Here is a 12115-nt window from a genome sequence, read left to right on the forward strand (position 1 = left end):
CCTCAGAGCCTTGGCCATTACTGTGCAATCACACCGTCTTTGATCCCCAGGAGGACGGCTGCGCGATGTGCCTCCCCACGGCGACACTGGCTTTGGCCATTCAGCACCGCATAGACGGTGCTGGGGTTGAGGTTGTGTAGAGATGCAAAATTTTTCGCGGTCTGGCCACGCTTCTCCAAGGACGCACGCGCTTGCTGGCGGGCTTGCTCGGTGATGGTTGAGTTGGGCATAGTGCAATTCCTTGCGTTTTCGTGTGATGACGACCGCAGGATGTGGCAAAAACCTGCCAATGTAAATATGCGGATGGAAAAATATTGACACTCTCCGAAGAGATTGGCGCAAGGCTGCGCCAACAACGCGCCCAGGCTGGGCTGACGCAAGATCAACTTGCGGAACATCTTGGTGTCTCGAAACGAACTCAGGGAAATTACGAATCCGGTGCTAGCGATCCCCCGGCGTCCTATCTGAGCATCGCTGCAAGTGCCTTGGGATTTGATGTGCTTTACATCGTGAGCGGGACGCGTACCACTTTGAAGGCCGAGGCGTTGTCCGAGGCTGAGGACAGCATCGTCCAGCAATACCGCAGCATCCCGCCGGACGATCAACGAGCCATCCGGCGTTTTGTTAAGGCCATGGCGGACGACGCTGTCAAAGGCTCGACCTGAACGAAGTGTTTCTGCCATCACACCAGCTCGCCCCCATATCAGTGCGTCAGCAAATGATTTTATGGAGTGGTAAGCATGTTGGATCGCACAAACGTCGATGTCGGTTACGTTGAAATGGCTGCATCTGCGCGGTATGAGCTTTCGCATATTGAACGTCGCCTGATTGGGTTCTATCGCCAGTTGAGTCAGCGTGACCAGGAGCAGCTGCGCCGACTGATCGAAGCGCTGCTGAGCAACCCGGACCAGTCCGACGAAGATTGATTTTTGAGCCGCCGACATGTTGCTGTCGGCGGTAAACATCATGCGACCGCTTGCGATCCAAGCTTTTCAAATAGCTCGCGCTGCTGCGCCCTAGGCATGTCTCGCAGTCGATCAATCAGCAGCCGGTCGAATGTCTGCGCCGACGGGCTGAGCGTGTGAGAAAACGTGAGGTTTGCCACCCAGCTATGCCCGCACTTTGCGTCGAGGCATTGGCAGTAAAGTTTCGCGAAGTCAGTGGATAGCACCTCACGCGATGCGATCCGACCTTTATGCCCGCACTTACATGTCACTCTCATGTTCCCTCCCCAGGGTGCAGCGAATTACCACTATGTTCGCATGTGACGCAGGATATTTCACTTTTTTTGAAGTATCAGGTAGTGGTTTCGCCTGCTTTATCGATCTTTTTCCAGTCGATACGCCTGTCATGGCGAAGCGTGTTGTTCAGCTGATTGAACAGCTGACAAATCGGTCGAATCTCGTTGCTGGTGTACACACGATCGATCTTCTCAATGTCCCCAAACCCGCCGCTGTTTTCCGGGATGATTCCGGCCAGGGCAGGGTTCATACGCCACGCCGCGATCACGTCATTGCGCGTGATGTTCTTCACCTTTTCCAGTTCGTCCTTGGCCTGGAAGTCCCCCACGGGGATGATCTGGATGGCGTTTTCCTTGCCGTTGGGGATGTTGACGAACATCGAGCGGAAGTTACCCACACCCTTGCTGGCGCTGATTTGGGCGCGCAGGTTCTCTTCGTCTTCTTCGGTCAGGTCCGGGTCGTTGGTGTAGAAGATGTAACCCGCGTGCGCGCCGTTGCTGTAGTAGCGCCGGCGGAACAGAGTCGCTGCCTCGTTGAGCAACAGCGCCTGCAGACCGCCCAGGTAGTCGGGCACGCCGTAGATGTTCTGTTCCACGTCGTAGTCCAGGACGTGTTCGATTTCGTCCTGGTGGAAGTCCATGTACTTGCTGTCTGGCAGCAGCATCCTGAACCCGCCGTCGACCTTCACCCGCATGTTGATAGCAGGCAGGTGCTGCATCTCCAGCACTTCGCCAAAGGCGTTGGTATCGCGATAGAAATACGCTTCGCCAAACACCATGTAATCCAGGCTCGCCCGGCCCATGGTCTGCGTGCTGCAGCCCTCGGACGGGATGAATTCACGCAACAGCAGGTTGCGCTTGAACTTGGGGATGGCGCCGTGGTGCGCGTTGGCGCGCAGTAGCTTGGCCAGGCCCGCCCGCGAAACCGGCGGTTTGTAGATTTCGCCGTCGTCGCTGAGAAACACCCCCAGGTACTCGCCGATGTTGCCGGACAGCACCTGTTCCGGTTCCCCGAAGGTGAACGCCCGCATGGGCTGTGGCTGTTGTACCTGCTGGCTGGCTTGGGGCTTTCTGCGTCGTGACTTGGGCATTGTTTCCGCTCGTGACGTAGCGGCTACGGCGCCGCTTGTTGGTATTGAGGGGTTCGTTGGCCAGGGCGTGCATAACCGCCCAGGCGATATCGGCGTGGCCGGTGGCATCGGTGCGCGAAGCGCTGTAGGTAACCTGGCCGCTGGTGGTGGTGCCGCGCTTGATGGTCAGGAATGCCTGGGCGATATCGGTCCAGCCGGCATCCCACTCGATGCGACTGCCCTGGATCGTGTCCTGGGCCTTGAGCACCAGGGTGTTTTTAGTCTCAAGGCTGTAGTGGATCGGTGTGGCCTTCGCGTAGAAGTCGCGCACCAGGTCGAACACGCCGTAGCCCACACCAGTGATGTCGATCCCGATGTGTTGCACGTTGAAACGCTCTGTAAGCTTTTTGACCTGGGCGGCTTGGTAGGTGAACGAATGGCCTCGCCAGCTGTGTTTTTCCAGGATGCGGAATTTCGCCCCGGGTTCCAGTGGCGGGGCGACCACCACGCAGGTGGCATCGTCGCGGGTCCGGCTTGGATCGTAGCCAAGCCATACCGGGCTGTTGCCGAACGGCCGATCCAGTTCCGGGTCGTAGTCCTCCCACAACGACAGGTCGGAATAGCAGCGCTCCAGATCCTTGAGGCCGAACGCACTCTGGCTGCTGTCGATGAACTTGCAGTAGAACAGCTGTTGAAATTTGTCTTCGTCGTACTCCAGCTGCAGCTGTTCCAGGTCGAACAGATCGCAGCCGCCGGCGATGGCGTCGTCCAGGGTAATGGTCTTGCGCCATTGCCCATCGGGGCATAGCGCGCCCTGGGTGTAGGACGCCTCGGTGGGCCAAGTCCCGCCGGCTTTCTTGCCGCGTTTGCTGTTGCGGAATTCCTCACCCGACCAGAACGGGTACGCCTGGTGCGACACCGCGCTGGGCGTCGAGAAATAGGTTTTTCGCCATTTCTTGTGGGTGCCCATGGCGCTGGCCACGGTGCTGAGTTTGTCGAAGTCACGTATCCAGAAATACTCATCGACGTAGACGTGGCCATGGTAGCCCTGGGCGGTGCTGCTGTTTGTGCTGAGAAAGCGCAACTCGGCGCCGTTGCTGAGCGTGATCGGGTTGCCGGTCAGCTCGATGTCGAACCACTGTTTGGCAAACTGGATGATGTAGCTGCGGAAAATCTCCGACTGCGAGCGGCTGGCCGACAGGAACACCTGGTTGTCGCCAGTCAGCACCGCATCCATGAACGCTTCGCCGGCGAAGTAGTAGGTTAGGCCCACCTGGCGGCTTTTTAGGATGTTGCGGATTCGGCACGTCAGTGGGTTTTGCTTGGCCGCGAACAGCTCCTGCTGATAGCGGTACATCTTGCTGATGAACTTATCCAGGAAGTCGACTTCGGTCAGCCCGCTGATGTCGTTCTTGGCTTTTTTCTCGCGTTTCTTCCCGCCGCTATCGCCACGGACCGAACGTTCGCCACGCGCGCCCTGGCGGCGTTCCTGCGGTTCGCTGCCTGATTCCCCGACCGGTGCCGGCGACGGCTTGACCGCTTGCTTTAACAGGCGCTCGCGCACCGTGGTCAGCCGGTCCAGCTCGTTGAGTTCGTCTTTGGTCAGACTGCTGGCTTTGTCCAGGAGCAGGGTGATTCGCCGGCCGACGGCGGTCAGCGGTTCTTCGTCCGACAGCATGTCCTCCCAACCGCCCTGGCGTATCCAGTAGTAGACGATGCGGATATTGGGCAGGTTGAGCTGCGCCTGAATTTCCTTGGCCTTACAGCGGCGTAGAAACAGGCGTTTGGCGGCTTCTTTAACTTCGGTCGAGTAGTACATGGGCCGCAGTCTATGCGGCGAAAACGCTTGAAACGCGGGGTTAAATTCCGTGATCCACCTATATCGCGGATATAGGAGAAACGCGCATTTGAACCGTTTGTTTGGGGCTTGGCGGCTCCCTATCGTGGCGGCTCATTCAGTGATTGAGCGCAGTCAAACCCATGCCCCGTTCCCTTGTTTCGTTCTGGAAACGTGTCGCCACCAGCGGAGCCACCGTTGATGGGCGCGTGATCCTTCCCCAGGAACTGCGCGATATCGCTGAAACCTACAAGCCATCGTTCTACACGGCGGTGATTTGGTGCGACCACGAACGCTGGCCAGGCTCCCACGGCACCGTCTACGCGGTGCGACTGGTGGAAGAAGCCGAAGACCTGGAACCGGGCGAAGTAGCGTTGGAAGCGCAGTTGAAGCCCAACGACCGCCTGCTGTACCTGAATGACCAGGGCCAGAAGCTGTTCACCAGCATCGAGATCACGCCGGACTTCCGTGGAAAAGGTAAAGCCTACCTGACAGGCATGGGCGTTACTGACCAGCCGGCCAGCGTCGGCACTCAGGAACTCTACTTTTCCCACAAGAACAACCGCGCCTCCTATTACGCCGCCTCGGTCGAACTCGGCCGCTTGCAGGACGACAGCCAACCCACCGCCGAAACCGGACTGATCAACGCCCTGACAAGCTTTTTCAAGCGGTTCGCCGCTGACGTGTTGCCCGCCGAAACCACTCCACCCCAAACAGAGAGCAAACCCCCAATGGATGAAGCTACAGCAACGGCTTTGACGGCCCTGGTGGCGCAACTGCTGGTTGTCGCTGCCGGCCTTCAAGCCGTCATCGAACCCGCCGCCGAAGATGCCCCCGCGCCAGATTCAGACTTGATCGACGATGTAAGCACAGCAGTGGACGAGATCGTCGCCACCGCCGAAGAAGAGCGCGAATTCCGCCGCAAGGGCAAGGGCAATCAGTCCGTACTTGCCAAGCTGGATGCGCTGCAGAAGCAGTTCAGCGCCCTGCAGAACACCTCGGCCGGTCGCCAGTTGCCACGCAACCCCGGTCCAGTAGCCGCCCCACGACGTAAGGTGCTCTGACATGGCCCAGCCATTAAGCGCCCGTGGCGCCAAACAGTATGCCGAGCTGCAAGAAGCGATGGCCGAAGCGTACGGCGTCGAGCGATCGAGCCGCATGTTCAGCGTGGAACCGACGATTGCCCAGGAGCTGAACGACGCAATCACCGCGAAAGCCGACTTCCTGGAACGTATCAACGTCGTCCCGGTAAGTGAGATCAAGGGCGAAAAAGTCTTTATCGGTGTGAATGGCCCGGTCACTGGCCGCACCAATACCAAGACCACCGACCGCGAAGCCAAGGACGCATCGGCGCTGGATAACACCCAATACGAACTGGCTGATACCCAGTCAGACGTTGGTCTTCCGTACGCCAAAATCGACGCCTGGGCGAAGTTTCCCGACTTCAAAGAGCGCTATTCCGCCGCAGTGCAGAAGCGTATCGCACAAGATCGGATCGTTATCGGCTTCCATGGCACTCACGCCGCTGTTGATACTGATTTGGAGAAATTCCCCAAGCTGCAGGACGTGAACAAAGGCTGGCTGCAGCAACTTCGCGAGCAAGCCCCACAGCAGGTGCTCAAAGAGGGTAAGACTGCCGGTAAGGTCACACTGGGCGCCGGTGGTGACTACGCCAACCTTGACGCCCTGGTGCACGACACCAAGCAGATGGTGGACGAGATCCTGCGCGAAGACGGCGACCTGGTCGCGATCATCGGTACCGACTTGCTCGCGTCCGACAAGGCCAAGCTGTACACCAAGCAAGGCGACACGCCGACCGAAAAAGAGCGCATCGAAAACGCCCAGGTGATTGCGACTTATGGTGGCCTGCCAGCTTTCAGCGTGCCGAACTTCCCGGTCAACGCAGTGCTGGTCACCAGTTGGGACAACCTGTCGATCTACTACCAGGACACCAGCTGGCGTAAGCAGACGATCGAGAACCCGAAGCGCTCCCGCGTCGAGGACTACAACAGCCGCAACGAAGGCTACGTGATCGAGCAGCTGGAAAAGATCGCGTTCACTGAAAACGTTGAATTGGTGGCGGCGTGAGTCTGGCCCTGGCGCACAAGCGTCGCACCCTGGCCTTGGGCAGCACTGCAGTAGCGGCAATGTCCGCTGCTGCAAGCTTGGCCTATACGCCGGCCGATGCACTGAGCAGTCCCGCCAATGCGCGCAAGCACCTGCTGCTGCAGGAAGCAGCATTGGACCAGGATCTGGAGCGCCTGAGCGCGATGAAAGGGGCGTTGGCGGGACGCCAATTGCTCAAGCGCGACGAGCTGCTGCCCAAGTACCAGGAATACGTCCAACGCTACTGCGAGTCGGGGCTGAACTTCCCTAACCGCGTTGCGGTGCAGGTGATGGTGTGGCTGTTCGACACCGCCCAGTTCGAAGACGCGCTGGAGCTGGCTGACTTCCTGATGGAGCAAGGCCAGAAGATGCCGGAGCGATTCAAGCGCCGCGACATCCAGACCTTTGTTGCTGATGCGGTAGCCGACTGGGCCTATGACGAATACAACTCGGGCCGCAGCCCTGAGCCTTACCTATCCGAGCTGTTGCCCCGCGTTGACGGCGAATGGGACCTGCCTGAGCAGATCCCGAGCAACTACCACAAGCTGATCGGCATGCGCGCTATGGAGGCTGAGCAGTGGGCAACCGCGCTCAAGCATTTGGAGCGCTCCACCGAGCTGTACGCGAAAGCCGGCAACGACACCCGCATCAAGAAGGTCCGCAGGGCCTTGGAAAAACAAGCGGCTGCTAACCCGGCCTCCGAATAACCGACTACCCCCCCAGCGGGGACCTGTGGAAGTGAGCCGCCCATTTATGGACCGTCCCACTGAAAACAGGCTCCCCGCCCTATTTGAGCGGCCAGCAATGAGCTTTTCCGGGAAACCCACCACCTTTGTGGAACTGACGATCGAAAATGACGGCTTCTGGCCGGACCTTTCTGTGACCGAGTTTCAGAAAGAACAACGCGTGCCGGCGGAGTACCTGGTAGAGCTGCTGGTCGACACACTCAAAAGCGCCATGTTCGAAGTGAACACCGACCTGGCCCGCGTGAAAGCGAAGCTGCAGGCGGCAGGGGTATCGAACCTGCAGGCAGCGGCCGGTGTGGCCACCCCGGCAGAATGGGCTTACGCCTATAAGGTCACGCTCTATAAACGCGCTGTCTACAGCCGTGCCAAGGGCAATTCACTGCCCCAGTTTGCCACCGTGACCCGCCGCGAAAGCGCGGAAAACACCGGCAAAGAAGCGCCAGAGCGTGCCGAAACCTTCCTGGCTTTCAGCCAGCAGGCCGTGCGTGCGCTGCAAGGCCGCGGCCGCATTACGGCGTCGTTGCAATGATCCAGCTGCAGGCGCTAACCGCCTACCTGATGGCCCGTAACCTGGTGGCGCCTGAGCTATTCGACAGCTGGACGGAGCAGGTCAGCCTTGAGCTGATCTGGAAGCCCGACCGCGACGGCTTGCACATGGCTGACATGCGCTACCGCGCTGTGTTCTCGCTGGAGAGCTTCACTGGCAATCCTTCCAGGCTGATGGCCCTGGTCGGTAGTTGGCTGGAAACCCACGACAGCAACCGCGACCGCCACGAGCTGCCGGCCCCGATGTTCACCGTTGAACCACTTGACCAGGACAGCTTCGACGTGGAGCTGTCGCTTGAATTCATCGAGCCGCAATACCTGGCCGAAGATCCTACCGGCGAGATCGAGGCGTTCGGCAAAACCTGGGCGTTCGTCCCCTTCGATTTGTGGGTAGCTGAGCAAGGCGAGGTGGGCAGCGATGGCCGCTAATCCGCTCGCCCTCGATGTCAGGGGCTTGCTCGATGTCGACGCCCAGTTGGCGTTGCTTGAACTGCCGCCCCAACTGCGCCGGCGATTGCTCAACAGAGTGACTACACGCGCACGGACGATGAGCCGTAAGCGGGTTCGAGAGCAGAAGAACACCGACGGCACCCCATTCGCTGAGCGCAAGGGCAGTGCAAAGGGCAAAAAGAAGATGGAAGCCGGCCTGGCCAAGCTGCTGCAGGTGACCCGTGTCAGCTCCGACGAAGCCGAACTTGGCTGGAAAAACGCCCTGACCCGGTGGGTCGCCGCGCAGCAGCACAACGGTGTCAGCGAGCGCCGCACCGCCGCGCAGATGCGGCGCTGGAACAAAGTCCCCCCAGGCATCGCCTGCACCGACAAACAGGCCAAGCGTCTGCGCCGGCTGGGCTTCCGTGTCCGCCAGAAAGGCAAAAAGGCGCTGGCCAGGCCGTCAGTGGCCTGGATTCAAGAGCATGTGAACTACGCCAAGGCCGGCTTGCTGATCCGCATCTTGAACGACGAACGAACCGAAACAACGGGCGCGCAAAGCTGGGACATCACCCTGCCAAAACGCCAGTTCCTCGGTGTGGAGAGCGGGAGCGAAACCCGCGACCTGGTTAACCAGGTGTTCCAACAAATCCTTAATTCACCCCGCTAACGAGGCACACCATGGCACTTGGCAAGGTCAGCGTTAACAATCTCAATCTGGGCCAAGGCGCCGTGACTGAGATCGAGCGCTATTTTCTGTTCATCGGTCCCGGCCCGAAAAACACCGGCAAATTGATCGCCCTCAACACCGACAGCGACCTGGATTCGCAGCTGGGCGTACCGGCCAGCGACTTGAAAACCCAGATCACTGCTGCCCGCTTGAACGGCGGCGATCGCTGGGCCTGCCTGGCGGCGCCGATCAGTGCTGACGGTGACTGGAAAATCGCCCTGGAAACCGCGCAGCAACAGGGCTTTTCCGTCGAAGCCGTGGCGATCACCAAGCCGGTATCCAAGGGCGACGAACTGTCGGCCATGCATGACGCGGCTATTTCCCTAAACAACACCTACGGCCGGCGCGTATTCGTCATGGCCGCGTCTGCCGGCATCGTCGCACCGCTGACCTGGGCGCAGTACCTGTTAGAGCAGAAGGAAATCACCGCCGACGTGGCCGCGCCGCGTGTGTTGGTGGTTCCGCAGCTCCACGGCAATGACCTGGGCGTGTTGGCCGGTCGCCTGGCCAATGCCGCCGTCAGCATCGCTGACAGTCCAATGCGCGTGGCCACCGGTGCGGTGTTGGGCTTGGGTGCGGTGCCGGTCGACGGCGAAGGCATCCCGCTACCGTCCGCGATTCGTGCCGAGCTGGATAAGGCGCGCTTCTCGGTCGCCCAGACCTATCCCGACTACCCGGGCGTGTACTGGGGTGACGGCAACATGCTGGATACGCCTGGCAGCGATTACCTGGTGATCGAATACCTGCGTCTGGCTGACAAGGCCGCTCGCCAGATCCGCCCCCTGTTGATCCGCCGCGTGGCCGATCGCCGCTTGAACAGCACCGCCAACAGCATGGCCGTGAACGTCAACGCGCTGATGGCACCCCTGCGCAAGATGGCCAAGTCGACTAAGTTCGCCGGCCAGGTGTTCCCGGGCGAGATCCAAACGCCCAAGGACGGCGACATCGTGCTGACCTGGACGAGCAAAACCGCCGTTGAGGTGTACATCAAGCTCAAGCCCCACAACTGCCCGAAAGACCTCACGGCGAACATCGCCCTGGACCTTTCCACCGACGATTCGGAGTAACCCCCATGTCACGTATTGGCGGCAAGAACTTTGACGTGAACCTGGGCGATATGCAGGTCCACGTCGAGAGCTGCACCCTGGATATCACCGACAATAGCAAGACCGCGCAAACCCGTGGCGTGCCTGACGGCTACGTCGACGGCGACGTAGCGGCGGCTGGTGAGATGGAACTGGACTCGACCAACTTCGGGCTGGTCGTTGAGGCAGCACGTACTGCAGGCAGCTTTCGCAAACTGGAGGCGTTCGACGTGGTGTTCTTCGCCAAGGCCGGCGACGACGAGCTGCGCATTGAGGCGTTCGGCTGCAAGTTGAAGGTTTCCAGCCTGTTGAACATCGATCCCAAGGGCGGAGAAAAGACCAAGCACAAGGTGCCGTTTGAGGTCACCAGCCCGGACTTTATCCGTATCAATGGCGTGCCGTACCTGGATGCCACTGAGATTGAGGGCATTAGCTGATGGTCTGCCCGTTCGATCGCGCCCAAGCCCTGGAACAACGTCAGCGGGACCAGGCTATCAACGCCCAGTTGGCCCAGGCCCGGCGTGAGTCAGCGGGCCCAAGTCTTACTCACTGCCAGGACTGTGACAACGAGATTCCTGCAGCGCGCCAGGCGCTCGGCGGCAAGACCCGTTGCGTCCCGTGCCAGTCTTTTTTCGAAAAAGGAGTGCAGAGATGAGCACGAATCAGGCGGCCCAGGACACCGCAATCGCACTGGCGAAGGCGTCACCTGCGATCGGTGTAGCTGCCACTGGAGCGACAGGGGCCGTCGACTGGTCGGCTGTCGCCTACATGCTCACTGCTGTTTACATGGTGCTGCAGATCCTGCTGTTGGTTCCCAAATATCGCCAGATGTTGCGCGACTGGAAGGTGAAGCTATGAGCCTGCGCGGCAAGATCGCCGCCGGTGCCATTGCGCTTTGCAGCTCCACGCTGGTGGTGTTCCTGGGCACTTGGGAAGGCAACGGCCAGAACACGGTCTACGCCGACAAGTTGGCCCGTGGCCTGCCCACTGTGTGCAAAGGCATCACCCGCCATACGAGCCCCTACCCAGTCGTTGTGGGTGACTACTGGTCGGACGCCCGGTGCGACGAGGTAGAGCAGTTGGTGATCAGCAAAGGCCAACTGCAGCTGGCCGACTGCATCACCAACCAGGACGTGGACCAGAACACGTTCGACGCCCTGAGCAGCCATGGCCATAACTTCGGCAACCCCAGCACCTGCGCCAGTCGCGCCGTGGGTTTGATCAATGCGGGCCACATCAAAGAGGGCTGCCAGGCCCTGGCCTGGGCGCCTGATGGCAAAACCCCGGTGTGGGCCTTCGTTACTACCGCCCAGGGCAAGAAGGTGTTTATGCCGGGGCTGCACGCGCGTCGTTTGGCGGAAGTGGCTTTGTGTGAGGCGGGCCTGTGATGCGCGAAGGTACTTTCATCCTGGTGCTGTGCCTGGTGGCCTGGTTCGGCTTCGGTCTGCTGGAAGGCCTGCGCGACACCGCCCGTAGCGAGCGTGACGCCGCGCTATTCGAAGCCAGCGGCTTGCGAGAGGCGGCTCGTATCAGCGGCGAGATGCTGGCCGAACGTGACGCCATCGACCTTCAACGAACGCAGGAACTCAACGATGAACGCACCGAAAACGACGGCCTACGTCGCGCTGTTGACGCTGGCATTAACAGGTTGCGCCTCAACGCCACCTGCAGCGCCCCAGCCAACCCAACGGCCAGCACCAGCGGCGTGGCTGATGCAAACACCCCCGAACTCACTGCAGACGCTCGACAGGATTATTTCACCCTCAGAGATCAGCTTGCCCTCAGTCGGCAAATGATCCTGGGCCTGCAGGACCACGTGCGCCGGGTTTGCCTGCGCTGACTCACCACTTTTAAACCTGAATGGAGTTACACCATGACCGATACACGCGATATCACTCTGGAAGTCGGCGACAAGGAATTCACCTTCGCACTGACCCCGCAGGACGTGACCAAGTACTTCAACGCCGTGACCCAGACCAACAAGGTTTCGCCGGCCAACAACCTGCTGGTGACCACCGTCAAGCAGGAAGAACGCGCAAGTCTCAAGGCCCAGTTGGGCAACCCGGTACTGGTCATGCAACTGGCCGGCGCGCTCCTGGAAGAGTACGGGCCGGACGTTGAAATCATCGTAAAAAAGCACTCGACCACGCTGAGCGCCTGACGGAAAACGGCCTTGGCCAACTGGTGGCCTTGGCCAGCCGCTGGCTACCTGGGGCCGAGCCCACCGCCGAGGTGATGGGCACGGCCAAATGGCTGGAGGACGAGCACTGGCGGCGGATGGAAATTGCCATCGCCAACGGTATCGCCCACGCACTCAACGGATAAA

At 60.1% G+C, this 12115-nt stretch carries 20 protein-coding genes; 16 read left to right on the plus strand and 4 right to left on the minus strand.

What is annotated here, in order from left to right; all coding sequences use genetic code 11:
* Positions 1 to 17: 17 nt before the first annotated feature.
* Positions 18 to 230, minus strand: coding sequence for a hypothetical protein (locus tag JFT58_RS09025; RefSeq protein ID WP_060765804.1), 213 nt, complete (start codon positions 228 to 230; stop codon positions 18 to 20).
* An 84-nt stretch (positions 231 to 314) separates the two neighbouring features.
* Here JFT58_RS09025 and JFT58_RS09030 point away from each other — a divergent pair, with 84 nt between their 5' ends.
* Together JFT58_RS09030 and JFT58_RS09035 are read left to right on the plus strand one after the other, a co-directional pair.
* Positions 315 to 665 carry a helix-turn-helix domain-containing protein gene (locus JFT58_RS09030; RefSeq protein WP_181124547.1) on the plus strand — a complete coding sequence of 117 codons (351 nt, stop codon included), beginning with the start codon at positions 315 to 317 and terminating at the stop codon, positions 663 to 665.
* 75 nt (positions 666 to 740) lie between these two features.
* Complete coding sequence (locus JFT58_RS09035) at positions 741 to 926, plus strand: hypothetical protein (RefSeq protein WP_060765806.1); 186 nt, start codon at positions 741 to 743, stop codon at positions 924 to 926.
* A gap of 38 nt (positions 927 to 964) precedes the next feature.
* Here the strand turns inward: JFT58_RS09035 and JFT58_RS09040 are convergent, their stop codons facing one another.
* From JFT58_RS09040 to JFT58_RS09050, 3 genes are all read right to left on the minus strand, one after another.
* Entirely contained in the window at positions 965 to 1222 is a 258-nt protein-coding gene (locus JFT58_RS09040; RefSeq protein ID WP_043047335.1) for an ogr/Delta-like zinc finger family protein, read from the minus strand.
* A gap of 74 nt (positions 1223 to 1296) precedes the next feature.
* Positions 1297 to 2139, minus strand: a complete 843-nt coding sequence (locus tag JFT58_RS09045; RefSeq protein ID WP_233095394.1) for a phage portal protein — start codon at positions 2137 to 2139, stop codon at positions 1297 to 1299.
* The gene (locus tag JFT58_RS09050; protein WP_181124549.1) at positions 2078 to 4129 is read right to left on the minus strand and encodes a terminase large subunit domain-containing protein; all 2052 of its coding nucleotides are present in this window, start codon (positions 4127 to 4129) and stop codon (positions 2078 to 2080) included. Before JFT58_RS09050 ends, JFT58_RS09045 begins: the two co-directional genes overlap by 62 nt.
* Positions 4130 to 4290: 161 nt before the next feature.
* Between JFT58_RS09050 and JFT58_RS09055 the strand changes: the two genes are divergently transcribed.
* The 14 genes from JFT58_RS09055 (at position 4291) to JFT58_RS30730 (ending at position 12114) form a co-directional block, all read left to right on the plus strand.
* Complete coding sequence (locus JFT58_RS09055; RefSeq protein WP_181124552.1) at positions 4291 to 5211, plus strand: GPO family capsid scaffolding protein; 921 nt, start codon at positions 4291 to 4293, stop codon at positions 5209 to 5211.
* A gap of 1 nt (position 5212) precedes the next feature.
* Entirely contained in the window at positions 5213 to 6235 is a 1023-nt protein-coding gene (locus tag JFT58_RS09060) for a phage major capsid protein, P2 family (RefSeq protein ID WP_032879148.1), read from the plus strand.
* On the plus strand, positions 6232 to 6960 hold the full coding sequence (gene gpM, locus JFT58_RS09065) for a phage terminase small subunit (RefSeq protein WP_181124553.1): 729 nt from the start codon (positions 6232 to 6234) through the stop codon (positions 6958 to 6960). Before JFT58_RS09060 ends, gpM begins: the two co-directional genes overlap by 4 nt.
* Before the next feature lie 97 nt (positions 6961 to 7057).
* Positions 7058 to 7528: a head completion/stabilization protein gene (locus tag JFT58_RS09070; RefSeq protein WP_096144520.1), complete on the plus strand. Its 471-nt coding sequence runs from the start codon at positions 7058 to 7060 to the stop codon at positions 7526 to 7528.
* Entirely contained in the window at positions 7525 to 7974 is a 450-nt protein-coding gene (locus JFT58_RS09075; protein ID WP_043047329.1) for a phage tail protein, read from the plus strand. The genes JFT58_RS09070 and JFT58_RS09075 overlap by 4 nt, the downstream gene beginning before the upstream one ends.
* Entirely contained in the window at positions 7964 to 8644 is a 681-nt protein-coding gene (locus tag JFT58_RS09080; protein WP_181124556.1) for a virion morphogenesis protein, read from the plus strand. Before JFT58_RS09075 ends, JFT58_RS09080 begins: the two co-directional genes overlap by 11 nt.
* A gap of 11 nt (positions 8645 to 8655) precedes the next feature.
* Positions 8656 to 9771: a DUF2586 domain-containing protein gene (locus JFT58_RS09085; protein WP_181124558.1), complete on the plus strand. Its 1116-nt coding sequence runs from the start codon at positions 8656 to 8658 to the stop codon at positions 9769 to 9771.
* A gap of 5 nt (positions 9772 to 9776) precedes the next feature.
* Positions 9777 to 10226: a phage protein gene (locus JFT58_RS09090; RefSeq protein ID WP_181124560.1), complete on the plus strand. Its 450-nt coding sequence runs from the start codon at positions 9777 to 9779 to the stop codon at positions 10224 to 10226.
* Positions 10226 to 10444 (plus strand): TraR/DksA family transcriptional regulator, encoded by a 219-nt coding sequence (locus JFT58_RS09095; RefSeq protein WP_003235240.1) that lies wholly within the window; start codon positions 10226 to 10228, stop codon positions 10442 to 10444. Before JFT58_RS09090 ends, JFT58_RS09095 begins: the two co-directional genes overlap by 1 nt.
* Positions 10441 to 10647 carry a hypothetical protein gene (locus tag JFT58_RS09100; protein WP_057701077.1) on the plus strand — a complete coding sequence of 69 codons (207 nt, stop codon included), beginning with the start codon at positions 10441 to 10443 and terminating at the stop codon, positions 10645 to 10647. Before JFT58_RS09095 ends, JFT58_RS09100 begins: the two co-directional genes overlap by 4 nt.
* Positions 10644 to 11177, plus strand: coding sequence for a lysozyme (locus JFT58_RS09105; RefSeq protein ID WP_181124562.1), 534 nt, complete (start codon positions 10644 to 10646; stop codon positions 11175 to 11177). Before JFT58_RS09100 ends, JFT58_RS09105 begins: the two co-directional genes overlap by 4 nt.
* On the plus strand, positions 11177 to 11629 hold the full coding sequence (locus JFT58_RS09110; RefSeq protein ID WP_181124564.1) for a lysis protein: 453 nt from the start codon (positions 11177 to 11179) through the stop codon (positions 11627 to 11629). Before JFT58_RS09105 ends, JFT58_RS09110 begins: the two co-directional genes overlap by 1 nt.
* A 33-nt stretch (positions 11630 to 11662) precedes the next feature.
* Positions 11663 to 11950, plus strand: a complete 288-nt coding sequence (locus tag JFT58_RS09115; RefSeq protein ID WP_181124566.1) for a putative phage tail assembly chaperone — start codon at positions 11663 to 11665, stop codon at positions 11948 to 11950.
* Positions 11951 to 11970: 20 nt separating this feature from the next.
* Positions 11971 to 12114, plus strand: a complete 144-nt coding sequence (locus JFT58_RS30730) for a DUF6890 family protein (protein ID WP_032872601.1) — start codon at positions 11971 to 11973, stop codon at positions 12112 to 12114.
* Position 12115: the final 1 nt, after the last annotated feature.

It is taken from the genome of Pseudomonas sp. MF6767 (assembly GCF_016405475.1).
Taxonomy (GTDB): domain Bacteria; phylum Pseudomonadota; class Gammaproteobacteria; order Pseudomonadales; family Pseudomonadaceae; genus Aquipseudomonas; species Aquipseudomonas paracarnis.